The 14,467-nt window shown below is 70.5% G+C and carries 16 protein-coding genes; 6 read left to right on the plus strand and 10 right to left on the minus strand.

Annotation, left to right across the window (positions count from 1 at the left end; translation table 11 throughout):
• Positions 1 to 139: 139 nt before the first annotated feature.
• The 4 genes from AMK33_RS14265 to AMK33_RS14280 form a co-directional block, all read right to left on the minus strand.
• Entirely contained in the window at positions 140 to 385 is a 246-nt protein-coding gene (locus AMK33_RS14265; RefSeq protein WP_143203831.1) for a hypothetical protein, read from the minus strand.
• A 39-nt stretch (positions 386 to 424) separates the two neighbouring features.
• Positions 425 to 1,264 carry a formylglycine-generating enzyme family protein gene (locus AMK33_RS14270; protein ID WP_073933181.1) on the minus strand — a complete coding sequence of 280 codons (840 nt, stop codon included), beginning with the start codon at positions 1,262 to 1,264 and terminating at the stop codon, positions 425 to 427.
• Positions 1,265 to 1,522: 258 nt separating this feature from the next.
• On the minus strand, positions 1,523 to 1,966 hold the full coding sequence (locus tag AMK33_RS14275; RefSeq protein WP_073933182.1) for a PIN domain-containing protein: 444 nt from the start codon (positions 1,964 to 1,966) through the stop codon (positions 1,523 to 1,525).
• Complete coding sequence (locus AMK33_RS14280; RefSeq protein ID WP_073933486.1) at positions 1,963 to 2,229, minus strand: CopG family transcriptional regulator; 267 nt, start codon at positions 2,227 to 2,229, stop codon at positions 1,963 to 1,965. The genes AMK33_RS14275 and AMK33_RS14280 overlap by 4 nt, the downstream gene beginning before the upstream one ends.
• A 589-nt stretch (positions 2,230 to 2,818) precedes the next feature.
• Here AMK33_RS14280 and AMK33_RS14285 point away from each other — a divergent pair.
• Positions 2,819 to 3,652 (plus strand): PIG-L family deacetylase, encoded by an 834-nt coding sequence (locus AMK33_RS14285; protein ID WP_073933183.1) that lies wholly within the window; start codon positions 2,819 to 2,821, stop codon positions 3,650 to 3,652.
• Positions 3,653 to 4,036: 384 nt separating this feature from the next.
• Here AMK33_RS14285 and AMK33_RS14290 read toward each other — a convergent pair whose 3' ends face one another.
• Genes AMK33_RS14290 through AMK33_RS14300 form a run of 3 tightly spaced genes read right to left on the minus strand, consistent with a single transcriptional unit; the run spans position 4,037 to position 6,980 of the window.
• Positions 4,037 to 4,663 carry a hypothetical protein gene (locus tag AMK33_RS14290; RefSeq protein WP_073933184.1) on the minus strand — a complete coding sequence of 209 codons (627 nt, stop codon included), beginning with the start codon at positions 4,661 to 4,663 and terminating at the stop codon, positions 4,037 to 4,039.
• On the minus strand, positions 4,660 to 6,297 hold the full coding sequence (locus tag AMK33_RS14295; protein WP_235618098.1) for a sensor histidine kinase: 1,638 nt from the start codon (positions 6,295 to 6,297) through the stop codon (positions 4,660 to 4,662). Before AMK33_RS14295 ends, AMK33_RS14290 begins: the two co-directional genes overlap by 4 nt.
• The gene (locus tag AMK33_RS14300; protein ID WP_073933185.1) at positions 6,294 to 6,980 is read right to left on the minus strand and encodes a response regulator transcription factor; all 687 of its coding nucleotides are present in this window, start codon (positions 6,978 to 6,980) and stop codon (positions 6,294 to 6,296) included. The genes AMK33_RS14295 and AMK33_RS14300 overlap by 4 nt, the downstream gene beginning before the upstream one ends.
• Before the next feature lie 164 nt (positions 6,981 to 7,144).
• Here AMK33_RS14300 and AMK33_RS14305 point away from each other — a divergent pair, with 164 nt between their 5' ends.
• Positions 7,145 to 8,026, plus strand: coding sequence for a DUF3152 domain-containing protein (locus AMK33_RS14305; protein ID WP_443030918.1), 882 nt, complete (start codon positions 7,145 to 7,147; stop codon positions 8,024 to 8,026).
• A 194-nt stretch (positions 8,027 to 8,220) separates the two neighbouring features.
• Positions 8,221 to 8,361: a hypothetical protein gene (locus AMK33_RS42435; RefSeq protein WP_158075122.1), complete on the plus strand. Its 141-nt coding sequence runs from the start codon at positions 8,221 to 8,223 to the stop codon at positions 8,359 to 8,361.
• 413 nt (positions 8,362 to 8,774) lie between these two features.
• Here AMK33_RS42435 and AMK33_RS14310 read toward each other — a convergent pair whose 3' ends face one another.
• From AMK33_RS14310 to AMK33_RS14320, 3 genes are all read right to left on the minus strand, one after another.
• Positions 8,775 to 9,902: a hypothetical protein gene (locus AMK33_RS14310; RefSeq protein ID WP_073933187.1), complete on the minus strand. Its 1,128-nt coding sequence runs from the start codon at positions 9,900 to 9,902 to the stop codon at positions 8,775 to 8,777.
• A 199-nt stretch (positions 9,903 to 10,101) separates the two neighbouring features.
• On the minus strand, positions 10,102 to 11,187 hold the full coding sequence (locus tag AMK33_RS14315) for an SPFH domain-containing protein (RefSeq protein ID WP_073933188.1): 1,086 nt from the start codon (positions 11,185 to 11,187) through the stop codon (positions 10,102 to 10,104).
• 29 nt (positions 11,188 to 11,216) lie between these two features.
• On the minus strand, positions 11,217 to 11,654 hold the full coding sequence (locus tag AMK33_RS14320; protein ID WP_073933189.1) for an NfeD family protein: 438 nt from the start codon (positions 11,652 to 11,654) through the stop codon (positions 11,217 to 11,219).
• Positions 11,655 to 11,878: 224 nt separating this feature from the next.
• On the opposite strand from AMK33_RS14320, the gene AMK33_RS14325 reads away from it, so the two are divergent.
• From AMK33_RS14325 to AMK33_RS14335, 3 genes are all read left to right on the plus strand, one after another.
• Positions 11,879 to 12,880, plus strand: a complete 1,002-nt coding sequence (locus AMK33_RS14325; protein WP_073933190.1) for a TIGR00341 family protein — start codon at positions 11,879 to 11,881, stop codon at positions 12,878 to 12,880.
• A gap of 163 nt (positions 12,881 to 13,043) precedes the next feature.
• Positions 13,044 to 14,045 carry a TerC family protein gene (locus AMK33_RS14330; protein ID WP_073933191.1) on the plus strand — a complete coding sequence of 334 codons (1,002 nt, stop codon included), beginning with the start codon at positions 13,044 to 13,046 and terminating at the stop codon, positions 14,043 to 14,045.
• Positions 14,046 to 14,116: 71 nt separating this feature from the next.
• A complete protein-coding gene (locus AMK33_RS14335) occupies positions 14,117 to 14,353 on the plus strand; it encodes a hypothetical protein (RefSeq protein ID WP_073933192.1) in 237 nt (78 codons plus the stop codon).
• Positions 14,354 to 14,467: the final 114 nt, after the last annotated feature.

Consider the following 14,467-nt stretch of genomic DNA (forward strand, 5'->3'; position numbering starts at 1 on the left):
AGATCGAACTCCTTGAAGCGGGTGTCGCCGGCTCAAGTCCTGCCGAGGGCGCCAGGCGAGACGGACTGGACAGATGACGGTCCGGGCCGTCTTGACGGCAGCGTTTGGCTGCAGTCGCCTACCGTGCCGACTGGCCGAGTCAGCGCGTGGGCTTCGCGACGTGCCCCAACGCGACGATCCCGATTCCGACCACGAGTAGCGACGGCGAGCCGAGATTCCAGCTCACCAGCATGAGCAGGGCTCCCGCTCCCCACAGCATCGGTTGCCGCACCAGCCCAGGGAGCCACTGCCCCGGCATACGGCCGAGAAGCAAGGCGTGCACTCCCAGGACTGCCCATGCGATGGCCGCAACGACCATCACCAGGCCAGCGATCATGAACAACATCCCCACCCCTTGGGTTGTCCCCGTCTCGTCGGCAGCTTCTCAGGCTGCCGGAACAGGCGCCGTCGCTGTGCCGGCGACCTCAAGGGACGCGTTCTCTGTACGTGTTGCATCTGCCGGATGCCGCTGGTGGGTTGGCACGGGTGCGACCGGGCGGACCGCGGTGAAGTCCTGGAGTTCGTCGCGGGTGGCGGAGAGCAACAGCAGCCACTCGTCGCAGCCCTGCCACGGAGAGATGTCGCCGCCGCCTCCGCGCACCACCCGCGGGCCGTCCCCGGTGCGGGGGCGTGCGTCCGCGAGCGCGTCCGTGAAATGGGGAATCCACACGTCGGCGCATATTTCGTTCGCCGACCCCATCGCCGCCAGCCCGAAGGCGTTCTCGGCCGCGGCGGTGCGGTCCTCGTCGGCGAAGTCGTCGAGCACCTGGTCCTCGTCCGGCCTCCCGTCCCCCCGGAAGGTCAGGGTGGTCGTACCTGCCCGGGCGGCATACTCCCACTCCGCCTCACTGGGCAGCCGGAAGGGCAACGGCCCGAGCAGGTCGTCCAGGTCGTCCTCGAGCCGTGCCGTGCTCGTATCCGATTCGGCGAAGCTGTCCTCGTACTCGGGCAGCCAGTGCCGTACTTGCGCCACCGTGAGCGGATGCCGGGCGATCAGGAACGGCTCGACCCGCACTTCCCGCACCGGCCGGGCCCGGTCAGCGCTGGTGAAAAACGCGTCGAGGTCGTCATCGGCGCCGTCGACCCGCTCGATGGCACGAACCGCGTCCAGTTCCGCGTCGGACAGGCCCATCCGGAACGTCCCACCGGGAACAGCCCGGAAGACCACTCCGGAAGGGGTGTGCCGCCAGGCCGGTCGGCCGGCCACGATCTCTTGAGCCCACATGGTGCCGGACGCTAGCAGCCGGGCATCCCGGCTGAAGGAGGGGATCAGGAAGGGAGTGTGGACGACTGGTCCCCTCCTGGACGCCGCAGCGCTGCACCACTACCGCACCAGATCGATCGGGGAACAGCGGGGAACCACGGTGAAGACGGTCGAGCCCAGAAGGAGTGAGGGCCGTACGTTCGTCCAGCTCAGCGCTCGAACCGTCCGCGAATGATCACAGCTTCCCAAGCTGAGAGCGCGAGTTCGACTCTCGTTGCATCAGAGCGGGAGATCGTCGGGGAGTACCCGGAACGCCTTGTGGTGGCCCAAGGGGCGTACGGCCCGGAAGCCACGGCGGTCGAGGGTGAGGATCGCGTCCGTGTCGTAGTCGGCAGCGAGCGCCACGTTGACCGCGTCAGCGAGGTCGAGGTCCAGCGCACGGTAGCGGACACGGACGGACTGGGCGGCACCCAGGTGGTCCTCCGTGATCTCCGGCATGACGACACGCCCCCGGCTCATCCAGCGCCGGAGGTCGTCGACCGCGCCGAGGGCGGCCATTCTGCCGAGCTCGCGCGTGGCGACATGATCCAGTTCGGCCAGCAGCAGCGGGGACATGACCAGGAGGCCGGCCGCCATGATCGCCTCGTTCGCCGCCCGGTGTTCCGGGTGAGCCGAGTCCAGGGCCGCCAGGAGGCCGGACGTGTCGGCGATGACAATGATCACGCGGCGGTTCCGGAATCCGGGTCGGTCTCACGGCGGACGGCGTCGGCGACCGTGTCACGCACCTCCGACTTGGAGGGCGTGCGCCCCGTTCCCTCGAAGGTGCGCGAGAACAGCGGCTCGTCCCAGACCCTGTTCGCCATGGCCGCGAGGTGGATGCCCTGGCGGATGATCTCGGCCTCGCTTATCCCCCGACGCTTCGCGGCCTCCTTGATGATCGCCAGGTCCTCGGGGTCGGCGTAGACGTTTGTGCGCTTCATGGACATGTACCAAGAGTAGTCCATGTACCGGATTGACACACGCGGGTTCCTCGTCCTTCGGCTCATCGGATGCCGCGATCGCAGAGGACAAAACCGGCCGCGTCCATCATGGGTGTGAGGCATTGGGCTGTGGCACCGCATCGTGCTCGCCGCCTCTTGCACCGAACCACTTCTCGTGGAGATCGGAGTCCGTAGGGGTGATCCCGCATTCTGCGATCTTCCGAGCCGAGGCGAGGTCCCGGCAGCCATGTGCGACCGCAACTGCCGCGCTCAGCCGCTCTGCGCATCCCCAGGCCCGCACACCGATCGGAATCTCACAGCTGGTGCCGGACGGAAGCCGAATCCGACGTGGTGCTGAGACGTGCAGGTCGCGCCCGCCCCCCGGTCTCGTTGAACGCCGACGCTCGAAGGCCGAGTGGTCGCGCCGGGAACAGCCGGTGCGTCCGGCGCGGTTGCACCGACCGAGGGGCCGGCGCCGGACGGCGGGGGCACCGAGGCCGCAAGGCCGTCCGCCCCACCAGGAGCCGGGCTCCAGGATCGCGGCACACCCGCCGCGTACCCGGGCCAGGACTTATATCCGCAGGAGGACTGTTTCATGACTGACCGGCCCTTGACGCTCATGGCAGTACACGCCCACCCCGACGACGAGGCCACCGGAACCGGAGGTGTCCTCGCGCGGTACGCGGCGGAAGGCATCCGCACGGTTCTCGTGACGTGTACCGACGGCGGTTGCGGTGACGGGCCGGGGGGTGTCAAGCCGGGCGATCCCGGGCACGACCCGGCGGCGGTCGCCTTGATGCGTCGTCAAGAACTCGAAGCGAGCTGTGACGTCCTGAAGGTCAGCGATCTGGAGACGCTGGACTATGCCGACTCCGGGATGGTGGGCTGGCCGAGCAACGACGCCCCCGGATCCTTCTGGCGGACCCCCGTGGAGGAAGGCGCGGCCCGACTCGCGGAGCTCATGCGGCACTACCGGCCTGATGTGGTCGTCACCTACGACGAGAACGGCTTCTACGGCCACCCCGACCACATCCAGGCCCATCGCATCACGATGGCGGCGCTGGAGATGACCGCGCTGACACCGAAGGTGTACTGGACCACGATGCCCCGCTCGGGGATGCGACGGTTCGGCGAGATCATGCGCGAGTTTCATCCGGACATGCCGGAGCCGGACCCTGCCGAGGCCGCCGCGATGGCCGAGATCGGCCTCCCCGACGATGAGATCACCACATGGGTGGACACCACCGCGTTCAGCGGTCAGAAGTTCGACGCGTTGGCCGCGCACGCCAGTCAGGGCGAGAACATCTTCTTCCTCAAGATGGGAAAGGAGAGGTTCGGCGAGTTGATGGGCACGGAGACCTTCGTACGTGTCCAGGACGCCACCGGCGCGGCCCTGCCCGAGAACGATCTCTTCGCCGGACTGCGCTGATCCGCCCGTAGGACCGGCCGGGAAAGCGCATCGACCGCACGGCGCGATCGAGCGGGTCGCTCACAGCGCTTCGGCGGTACTCCCCGGAAGGACTTCCCGCGCCTTCGAGTCGGCGGCGTGCCCATGACCTGCCCGTACGACGGGTCGACCACGGTCAACAGCGGTGCGGTCCTGGGCCCGCAGGGGTCACGCGGGAAGCAGACGGCCAGGCCGGAGGTGTCCGGCTGCACAAGCGCCGTCGCTTCCCGAGCTGAGAGCGCGAGTTCGGTTCTCGTCACCCGCTCTTCTTGGAACCCCAGGCCGGCGGCCTGGGGTTCTTTGCTGTCCGGACCAGTGGTCGGCCTGCCACCGTGCGGTCGGGCGCGGGGATGAAGTCACCGGTGGTCAGCCGGAGGGGTCCCACGGGGTCAGTGCTTCCGGCTGTTCCTGCGGAGAGGGTACGACGGGGCACGCGTGGTCCGACTGCGTCATCGCCCATCCGTCACCGAACACATGGAGGCTGCTGGGCGCGGCGGAACGGCGCGCGGTGTCGCCGTCGGCTTCCGCGTCGGCGCGGGGGACGGCGGTGGGGACCGGCGAAGCCGCGTGGTTCACCGTGCACGTCAGCTGGAGCATGGCCCGACGGCTCAGCGGAGCCGTCTCACCGGGGAGTTTGACGAAGAGGATGCCGCCGTCGATCGCCACCCGCGGCGCGTCCGTCAGGCGGGGCAGCTCCGTGGTGGCCGTCGCGGCCTCGTTCGCGGCCGGCCCCTCGAACAGCAGGCGTACGACGGCCTCGAAGTCCCCGGCGTCGTCGATCCGGCGGGGATAGGGCGTCAACTCCCCGTCGCGCAGGAAGAAGAGGGAGATGGTGGCGGGCGTCGAGGGTGGTGTCGCACCGGGGGAGAACATGCCGCTCGCCGGTGCGCCGGCCTCGATGACACCGGACGGGGGGACTCCGCACGCCGTGAGCGCGAGCGCGGCCACGGCCGTGAGCCCGGACAGTAGCGCTGCCGTGTGCGGGCCCCTCATCGAGTGCTCCCGCCGGCCTCGGTGCCGGTGGCGGTGGCGTCGCGGTGCAGGGGAAGTTCCACCGTGAAGACCGCGCCGCCCCGGGGCAGGTTCGCCGCCCGGATGCGCCCCCCGTGCAGGCGCACGTTCTCCGCCGTGATGGCCAGACCCAGCCCGCTGCTCTCGCTCCTGGCCCGTGAGGTGCTCGCCTTGTAGAACCGCTCGAAGATGTGCGGCATGGCCTCCTCGGTGATCCCCGGTCCGTTGTCGGTCACCTCGATGACGGCCCACGCCATGCCCGCCCCGTCCACCCGTACCCCCATGGTCAGCCGCACGGGCGGCTTCCCGTGCCGCAGCGCGTTGCCGATCAGATTGGCCGTCACCACGTCGAGCCTGCGCGGATCGACGTGCGCGCGGAGCACGCCCGGCCCGGGCAGCCGGGTCTCCACCTGCCCCGGCCGCCACCGGGAGTCGACGGTGCGCCGTACGGACTCGGCCAGGTCGATCTCGTCCCGGTTGAGTTCGGCCGCCCCCGCGTCGAAGCGGGAGATCTCCATCAGGTCGTTCACCAGCCCGCTCAGCCGGTTCGTTCCCTCGCTGATGAGCCGCAGCGCCTCACCGGTCTCCCCTTCCCCCTCCAGGTCCAGCACGTCGGTGACCGCCGACATCGCCGCCAGCGGTGTGCGCAGCTCGTGGGAGACGTCCGCCACGAAGCGGCGCCCCTGGGCCTCCAGGCGACGCAGCTCCCGTACGGTCCGCTCCAGTTCGGCCGCCGTCTCGTTGAAGGACTGGGAGAGATCGGCCAGTTCGTCGGAGCCGGTGACGTCCAGCCGTACGTCGAGATGCCCCGCGGCCATCCGGCGCGTCGCCCGGCGCAGCGCCCGTACGGGACGCAGTACGCCGCTCGCGGCGAGCAGCGCCAGGACGACGGCGAGGCACAGGGCCACCAGGGTGGCCCGCTCGATGCCGCTGACCATGGCCTCGACGTACCCCTCCTCGGTGGTCTGCGGGACCTCCAGGTACATCACGAGCCCGGAGAGCCTGGTCTCCAGGCCCTCGCCCCAGGTGTACGTGACGGGCATGCCGACGACGAGACGAGGACGCCCGTCGACGTTCATCCGCTGGAACACCGCGACACGTCGGTCCCGGACGGACCGGAGCATTTCGGGGCTCAGCTCGACGAAACCGGCGCTCGGCGCATAGGCGCGGTGGTCACCGTACGTGGCCATGATCCGCCAGCCCGACGAACGGTTCGCGTACAGCACCTGGTCCACCGCGGCCTGGAGGTCCGCCTGGTTCGGGGCAATGGGGATGTGGGGCGCGACGGCGTCGACGCTCGTACGGAACCGGTTGATGACGGAGTCCTGGCTCTGCTGGAGCACCCCCGTGCGCGCCTCGCGGAAGGCGAGGGCCCCGGTGCCCAGGGCGCTGGCCATGGCCACCAGGACGAAGGACGTCAGCAGGCGGGGGCGCAGGCCGCGCAGGGGGAGCGGGATGCGTGCCAGGGCCGCCCGGAGGAACCGCCGGGGGCCGGCACCCGGTACGGCGGCGGGGGGCTCTTCAGCCGTGGGGACCTCGGGTGCGGTTCTCCGCTCCCCGGCGGTCTTCCGCGTCCGTACGGTCCTCCGTGTCCGCGCGGACGTCCGGTCGCTCATGAGGTGCCGAAGCGGTAACCGAATCCGCGTACGGTCTGCACGTAACGGGGGTTCCTGCCCTCGCCGAGCTTGTTGCGCAGTCGCTTCACACAGGCGTCCACGAGCCGTATGTCGCCGTGGTAACTGTGTTCCCAGACCGCTTCCAGCAGCTGCTGACGGCTGAACACCTGGCCGGGCGAGGCCGACAGGGTCAGCAGCAGCCGCAGTTCGGAGGGGGCGAGGGTGACGGGTTCGCCGCGGTGCGTCACCACGAGCCCGGCGCGGTCGACGACCAGCTCGCCGTGCGTCTCCGCCCGGGGGCGGGTGCCGTCCGGCAGCGACGCGTCCTGTCTGCGCAGTACGGCCCGTATCCGTGCGTCGAGCACCCGGGCCTGCACGGGCTTCACCACGTAGTCGTCCGCACCGGTCTCCAGCCCCACGACCACGTCGATGTCGTCTCCCCGGGCCGTCACCATGATGATCGGCACCTGGTCGCGGTCCCTGATCCGGCGGCACACGTCCAGGCCGGACATGCCGGGCAGCATGAGATCGAGCACGACGACGTCCGGCCGGAAGGGGAGGAGCTGCTCCAGCCCCTCCTCCCCCGTTTCCACGGCGAAGACCTCATGCCCCTGATGCCGCAGACCCAGTTGGACGGCCCTGCGGACATCTAGGTCGTCTTCGACGATCAGGACCCGTGGCATTTCGGCAGTGTAAGCAGACCGGATGACGTGACCGTCCTGGGTGAGGCCCCTCTCCGACCGCCGTTACACAACGATCACACGGGCCGGGGAGCGCGGGGCGTCGTTATCGTTCCGTGACAACACCGGCTCATCGCGATCATCTGGAATGACCAGATTGACCTGCCATGCATTCGGCACGACGGCGGAAACCCGCACCCCCCACCGGCAGCACCGCGGTCGTTCACCGCGCAGGCCGCCGGCGGCGGTCCTCCCATCGCCGGGGACGGCCGCGCCGCCGGGGACGGAACCTGCTGACCGGCCTGCTGGTGGCCGTCGGCCTGCTGGGTTCGGCGGCGTATTTCACGGGAGGTGGGCGGAGCGACGCGTCGAGCGGTGCGCCGCGCCCGCGGAGCACGCACGTCACCCCCACTCCCACGCCGCCCGCTTCCCCCTCCCCCTCCCCCTCTCCCTCCGCGAGCCGGACCGAGATCGACGTCCCCCCGACGGGCAGCGGGACGTTCGTCACCGCGCAGGCCAGTGGGGAGACGGTGGGCAGCGGTTCCCGTCCGGTGCGCTACGTCGTGCAGGTCGAGACCGGCCTCGACATCTCGCCGTCCCAGGCGGCGAAGGAGATCGCCGGGATACTCGCCGCCCCGCGCGGCTGGACCCACGACCCGGACAACGCGTTCCAGCTGGTGAGCGCGGGATCACCGCACGACATCACGATAAAGATCGCGACACCGGCGACGGCGGACGCCCTGTGCTGGGCGGGCATCCAGCAGGACACCGGAGGCGAGTACAACTGCGAGGTTCCCGGAGGGGTGGTGGTGAACCTCAAGCGCTGGGTCAAGGGCTCACCCACCTTCGACGGACCGATCCAGGACTACCGGGCGCTGATCATCAACCACGAGATGGGGCACTTCCTCGGTCACTCGCACGTGACCTGCGGGGGCGCCGGGCGACTGGCCCCCGTGATGATGCAGCAGATCAAGGGCCTGCACGGATGCGTCTCCAACGCCTGGCCCTACGACGAGAACGGTGACCTCGTCACCGGGCCGCCCGTATGACCGGCGCCGGCCCCGAAGCCGGCCGGCACGGCGGTCGGCCGTTACAGCTCGGTCATGTACCGGCCCCAGGGCCATGAACTGCCGGCACCACTGTGAACTCCGCGTCCTTCCGCGCCCGCAGAATCCCCCCTCTCTCCGTCGAACGGAAGGAAACGACTCGATCCCGCACTGTCCGAAGACTGGCCGCGGCGGCGGTGAGCCTGCCGCCGCTGCTGGCGGCTTGTGGCACCGACGCCGACGCGAACGCCGGTCTCAAGAAGCAGTACCTCTTGGAGAACGCGATAGCGGCCTGCATGAAGAAGCAGGGATTCACCTACACCGTTCCTGGTCAGTGAGCAGGAGTGGGTCCTGGACCCGTTGCTGCTCGCTGCGGACATCCCGAACGGTGTTGGGTGTCCTGGACGTCCGCCTCGCCCTCGGTGGCGGGGGTGTCCGACGGGGCGGAGGCGTGCGCGGACGGCGAGGACGAGAAGGGCGCGGCCGAGGCGGCGTGGGACCCCGACGAGTCCTGGCACCCCGTCAACCCCGGGACGCAGGCCATCACCACCATCGCCGCCGGCACCGTCGTACCTCTGAGACCGGGCATGGGAAGTTCTTTCTTCGGCTCTTCGGCTCTTCGGCTCTTCGGCTCTTCGGCTCTTCGGCTCTTCGACCGACGAGGCTTCGGCTTCGGCCACGTCCTGTGTGACACCACGACCGGGGTGTGCGGCGCCGCTTCGTCACCGGACACACGGGAGGAGGGGGACCGTCATGCCGTCCGCACGTCGGCCGGAGGGCGGGGTGGCATGCCGCCGGCCGCCCGCAGGGTCACGGTGGCCGCGACGCCCGCGAGGGTGCCCCAGAGCAGTGCGGCGGTCACTCCCTCACCGAAGCCGGACGCCGCGTACAGCAGCCCCGAACCCATCCGCGATCCGTCGATCGCCATGCGCAGCGCCTGTCCGGCCAGCAGGCCGAGGACGACCGCGCAGACCCCGCACGCCGCCATGGCCGGGACGGACACCCGGGTGAGCAGACCGGGCAGCCACCGCAGGGCGCACCAGACCACGGCGAGGAGCAGGACGTCCCCGAGGCGGTACAGGAGCCAGTCGCCGAGCGGTGCGCCGGCCGGACCGGACCAGGCTCCGAGCAGCAGCCACTGGCGCAGCAGGTCACCCGGTTCACCGAGCGGCCCGTTCCCCGTGAAGGACGCCGTCTGGAGCGTGGCCGCGTTCGACCGGTACGACAGGACGACCAGGGACACCGCCACCACCGCGGTTCCGACGGTCGCGGCCAGCAGGGCGGGCCGCGCCGGAACGTTCTCGCGCGGCCGGGGCTCGTCGCCGCCCAGCGCGAGCCTCGCCACGAACACCGTCCATGCCGCCGCGGCCAGCGCCACCGGCACCACGATCGGCCGTCCGGCCGCGGAGAGGGACGCCAGCTGCGGCAGGAACCGGTAGCTGCCGTGTCCCCCGGCCGCGATGAGCCAGGGGGCCGACACCGTCACCGCCAGGGTCGCCGCCGCCAGGCCCCAGGCCCACAGCGCGAGCAGCGCGGCCCACGTCCGGCCGCGCTCCGGGGGGAGCCGGCGGACCAGGAGGAGCGCCCCGGCCGCGTAGAGGACGAACACGGCGGCGAAGCGGATCTGGATCGCCGTGTGGTGCAGACCGAGGTAGCGGGAAGCGCCGGTCCCGTCGGGGTACCCGCCCGCGGTCCCGCCGTAGGGTTCGTACGACCAGGGCAGCAGCCAGCTCTGGAGGCGGGCCGCGCTCTCCGGGCCGAGGACGTCGGTGGCGCCCTCCAGGCGCAGCGCGTCGGCGCTCGCCCCCGCCCACCAAAGGAGCAGCGTCACCATCAGCCCGCCCGCCAGCGCCGGTATCAGCGCGCGCCGGTATTCCATGTCTCCCCCGTGTCCGCCCGCCCGGCCAGGGGTCACCCCGGCCCACGGGACCTTACGGGGTCGCGGTCACGTACGGATCACGGTCCCGCTTCGTCCTGCCTGCGCTCACGGGGCCCTCCGCGTCGCCCCGGGGGGAGCGGCGTGCGCGGTCCGTCCGGGGCCCGGGAGCCCCGGACGCCTCACGGCGGGCCCGATGGGCTCAGCCACCGGGCGTCTGCCCCCGGTGCGGCGCCCGGGGCGACTTCGCGGCCTCGACGGCCTCCGCCTTGGCGTCGCTCACCGCGGCGGCGGCCTGCTTCTCGGCCTCGTGAGCGGCCGTGGCGGCGGCCTCGAGTTCCGGCGTCCGGCCTTCGGCCGGCGTGCCGTCGGCGGTGGCCGCCTCCTCCGGCCGCGTGGTTCGGGGAGGACCCTCCGCCGGCTGGTCACCGAACGCACGGGTGACGGTCCGGACCGCCTCGGTCAGCTCCCCCGGGATCACCCAGAACGTGTTGTTGTCGCTGCTCGCCAGGTGCGGGAGCGTCTCGAGGTACTTGTAGGCCAGGATCTTCGGATCGGCGTTGTTGCGGTGGACGGCCTGGAAGACGAGCTCCACCGCCTTCGCCTCGCCGTCCGCCCGCAGGATCATGGCCTGCTGGGTGCCCTGCGCCTCCAGGATGTCCTTCTGCTTCGTGCCTTCCGCGGTGAGGATCTTGGCTTGCCGCTCCCCTTCGGCGTGCAGGATGGCCGCGCGCTTGTCGCGCTCGGCCCGCATCTGCTTCTCCATCGCCTCCTTGATGGTGGCCGGTGGATCGATGGCCTTGATCTCGACGCGGTTGACCCGGATGCCCCACTTGCCGGTGGCGTCGTCGAGGACGGCGCGGAGCCGGGAGTTGATCTCCTCGCGCGAGGTGAGCGTCTCCTCCAGGTCCATGCTGCCGATGACGTTCCGCAGCGTGGTCACGGTGAGCTGGTCGATCGCCTGCAGGTAGTCGGCGACCTCGTAGGCCGCCGACCGCGGGTCGGTGATCTGGTAGTACAGCACGGTGTCGATGTTCACCACGAGGTTGTCCTCGGTGATCACCGGCCTGGGGTCGGACGAGTAGACCTGCTCGCGCACGTCGAGTTTGGTGTTGACGCGGTCCGCCACCGGCAGGACCAGGTTCAGACCGGGCTGCAGCGTCCGGCGGTACCGGCCGAACCGCTCGATGTTGTAGCGGCGCGCCTGCGGGACGATCCGCACGGCTGAGGCCATGAGGAAGACGACGACGATGACCGCCACGAGAGTGAGGACGACAACTGGATCCACAGTGCCTCCGTTGCTGCGTGTTCAGCCGTTCATGGAAGGAGTTCGCGGGGGTAGACGAGGGCCGTGGCGCCTTCGATCTCCATGACGTCCACCAGCGCGCCCACCGGGATCACGAGGCTTTCGTCGAAGGCGCGGGCGGACCACTCCTCGCCGGACAGTCTGATCAGGCCGCGGGTCGCGGTGACCTCCTGCATGACCTCGGCCCGCTTGCCGATCAGCGCGTCACTGCCTTCGTGCATGAGGGGTTGCTGTGCCATATGGCGCAGCGCGACGGGACGGACGATGAGGAGGCCCGCCGTCGCTGCCGCCGCCAGGGCCAGGAGCTGGCCGAGAAGGCCGATTCCCACACCGGCGACCACGGCGGCGACCAACGCGGCGCCCGCCAGCAGCCCGAGGACGAGTGTCAGGGTGAAGAACTCGGCGACACCCAGTGCCGCGGCGGCGAGCAGCCATACGAACCACGGCATCGCATTCGCCCTCCTTCAGGGGCCTTGTCCATCAAAGTTACCGCCCGGACCGCCGGACGGAACAGACATGGTGACCGTGGTTCTCGGCCGTGGGCGCTCCCACCACCCGGCTTCGGTCGGCTCGTCCCTCACACACCGGCCGAACCACCGGCCGAGGACTGGATCTGATCGCGTGCCCCGTGTCCTGCCCGCCGCGGCCACGCTGCTTGTGGTTGCTTGAGGACATGCTCAGCGGTGTACGCGCCCATGTTCTGCCGGCCTCCCAGCGCCGCTCGCTGGACGAGCTGGCGCAGGACCTGGTCCTGTCGTCCGGGGACACGGGGTCCAAGCGCTCGGCCTTCTGGACGATGCTGTCCCTGTCGTCGGTCATCGCGGCCGGCGGAGTACTGACGGATTCGACGGCCACCGTGATCGGGGCGATGATCATCGCTCCGCTGTCCACGCCGATCATGGGCACCGCCCTGGGCTCGGTGCAGCGGCGACGGACCGGATCGGCGGGAGTCGTCCTGGCCGCCTGCGCGCTGGTGATCGCGTTCGGGGCGGTGTTCTCCCTGGTGCTCCCCGGCGACTACGACCTGCTGTCGAACAGCCAGATCTCGTCACGTACGTCACCGGGGCTGATGGATCTGGTCGCGGCCCTGGCGACCGGCTTCGCCGGCGCGGTGGCGCTCGCCCGGCGGGACGTCGCCGCCGTTCTGCCCGGGGTCGCGATCGCCATCTCCCTCGTCCCGCCGCTGGTGGTGGTCGGAGTGTGCCTGGGGAAGCTGGCGGGATGGCTCGCGCTGGGCGCGCTGGTCCTGTTCGTGTCCAACCTGTTCGCCCTTCTCCTCGGCGGCATGACGACCTTCGCGGCCCTCGGCTACGGCACCCGTGCCGAGAGGACCGCCGGACGCCCCGCGCGCAGCGCCTACGCCGCCATGACCCTGCTGTTCGTCGTCGTGTTCGTACCGCTGGCGGCCAACACCGCGCTCACGCTCCTGATCAACACCTGGACCGGCCGGGCGAAGGACGCCGCGGACCAGTGGCTCGCCGACACACCGGGCGCGTCCGTCACCCGTGTCGACGCGGTGTCCCGGACCATGCACATCCACGTCCGCTCCCCCGGGGACCTCCCGTCGGCGAAGGCGCTGCTCGACCGTCTCCGGGGACAGATCCCGAACGGGATCCCGATCGTGGTGGACACGGTGCGCGGCCGACGCGTCGACGCCGGAAAGGTCGGCGACTGAGTGTCGCGCGGGCCCGGTACGGCTCGGCGTCCGAGGACCCGCCCCAGGTCGCGTACCGGCGCACGGACCCGGCCTGGGGGAGTGCGCCGAGGAGACACCCGCCGCCGCATGCACCAGACTCGGAGGGAGACCGCCGGTCGACCACGCCTGAAGGGCCGGGCCCGTGCACGATGTTCCGCTGTGGCTGTGGATGGTCTTCGCCGTCACCGTACTGGTGTCCCTGGCGGTCGATCTGCTCGCGCACCGGCAGGCCCACGTCATCGGGTTCCGGGAGGCCGCCGTCTGGAGCGGGGTCTGGGTGGGACTGGCGATCACCTTCGGTGCCGTGGTCTTCCTCGTGGTCGGGACGACCGCCGGAGTGGAGTACACCACCGCGTGGCTGCTGGAGAAGAGCCTCTCGGTCGACAACCTCTTCGTCTTCGCGCTGATCTTCGGCTACTTCAACGTCCCGCGCGCCTACCAGCACCGCGTCCTGTTCCTCGGCGTCCTCGGCGCCCTGGTCTTCCGGGGCGTCTTCCTCGCCGCCGGCGTCGCCGTGGTCAGCCGCTTCACCGCCGTCCTGTTCGTCTTCGCCGCCATCCTCTTCTACAGCACCTACAAGATCCTCAAAGAGGAGGAGGACAGCTTCGACCCCGGCAAGAGCATCGCCGTACGCCTGCTCCGCAAGGTCGTCCCCGTGCGGGACGACTACGCCGGCCCCCATTTCTTCGTCAAGGAAGCCGGCAGACGCGTCGCCACCCCGCTGCTCGCCGTCGTCGCCGCGATCGAAGCCGCCGACCTCGTCTTCGCCGTCGACAGCGTGCCCGCCGTCCTGGCCGTCAGCAACGACGCCTTCATCGTCTACACCAGCAACGCCTTCGCCATCCTGGGCCTGCGCGCCCTCTACTTCATGCTCGCCGGCCTGCTGGACCGGTTCCAGTACCTGAGCAAGGGCCTGGCACTCATCCTCGCCTTCATCGGCGTCAAGCTCATCCTCCAGGCGTCCCACGAGATCATCAGCCCCGCCGTGCCCGAGATCCCCTCTCCGCTCAGCCTCGCCGTCATCGCCGCCGTCCTGAGCGTCTCCATCGCACTCAGCCTGCTGCGTCCCCCGCCCGCCGGCCACGAGGGCGCACCGCCGGTGGCCGACACCGGAGCGTCCGAGGACCGCGCCGAGGACCGGTGACCGGGCCCGATCACCAGAAGGCCCCGCCAAAAGACCCCCAAAGGGGAATAAAAGGATAGTAATATGTCGGTATGTCCAGAACGAGAGAGCAGCCGACGCCGCCCCGGGCCGCGTACGTGTGCCGTTCGTGCAAACACCCCGTGACCGCCGTCCTGGAACGGCACAAGACGATGGGCGTCTACGTCCCCGCGTGGACCGCCGGTCCCTGCCACAACGCGAAGTGCCCCGACTACGTACCCGAACAGGTATCGGTCACATCCGTACGCGGCGAGACCTGGCGGACGCTCACCGGCTGGCAGCGCGACTGAACCGGAAGGGCGGCCGGCCCCCGCCGCGCGGGGGCCGGGCCGTCGAGCCCGGCGGTGGCGGCTCCCGTCACCGCCGCTCGTCGGAGTGCTGATGGATCAGGGTCGCCCTCCCGG

It is taken from the genome of Streptomyces sp. CB02400 (assembly GCF_001905725.1).
Taxonomy (GTDB): domain Bacteria; phylum Actinomycetota; class Actinomycetes; order Streptomycetales; family Streptomycetaceae; genus Streptomyces; species Streptomyces atrovirens.

Bases quoted from the DNA above. Each gene is read 5' to 3' on its own strand.
- AMK33_RS14265 (WP_143203831.1), bottom strand. From the start codon at position 385: ATGTTGTTCATGATCGCTGGCCTGGTGATGGTCGTTGCGGCCATCGCA.
- AMK33_RS14270 (WP_073933181.1), bottom strand. From the start codon at position 1,264: ATGTGGGCTCAAGAGATCGTGGCCGGCCGACCGGCCTGGCGGCACACC.
- AMK33_RS14280 (WP_073933486.1), bottom strand. From the start codon at position 2,229: ATGTCCATGAAGCGCACAAACGTCTACGCCGACCCCGAGGACCTGGCG.
- AMK33_RS14285 (WP_073933183.1), top strand. From the start codon at position 2,819: ATGACTGACCGGCCCTTGACGCTCATGGCAGTACACGCCCACCCCGAC.
- AMK33_RS14290 (WP_073933184.1), bottom strand. From the start codon at position 4,663: ATGAGGGGCCCGCACACGGCAGCGCTACTGTCCGGGCTCACGGCCGTG.
- AMK33_RS14295 (WP_235618098.1), bottom strand. From the start codon at position 6,297: ATGAGCGACCGGACGTCCGCGCGGACACGGAGGACCGTACGGACGCGG.
- AMK33_RS14300 (WP_073933185.1), bottom strand. From the start codon at position 6,980: ATGCCACGGGTCCTGATCGTCGAAGACGACCTAGATGTCCGCAGGGCC.
- AMK33_RS14305 (WP_443030918.1), top strand. From the start codon at position 7,145: ATGCATTCGGCACGACGGCGGAAACCCGCACCCCCCACCGGCAGCACC.
- AMK33_RS14310 (WP_073933187.1), bottom strand. From the start codon at position 9,902: ATGGAATACCGGCGCGCGCTGATACCGGCGCTGGCGGGCGGGCTGATG.
- AMK33_RS14320 (WP_073933189.1), bottom strand. From the start codon at position 11,654: ATGCCGTGGTTCGTATGGCTGCTCGCCGCCGCGGCACTGGGTGTCGCC.
- AMK33_RS14325 (WP_073933190.1), top strand. From the start codon at position 11,879: ATGCTCAGCGGTGTACGCGCCCATGTTCTGCCGGCCTCCCAGCGCCGC.
- AMK33_RS14335 (WP_073933192.1), top strand. From the start codon at position 14,117: ATGTCCAGAACGAGAGAGCAGCCGACGCCGCCCCGGGCCGCGTACGTG.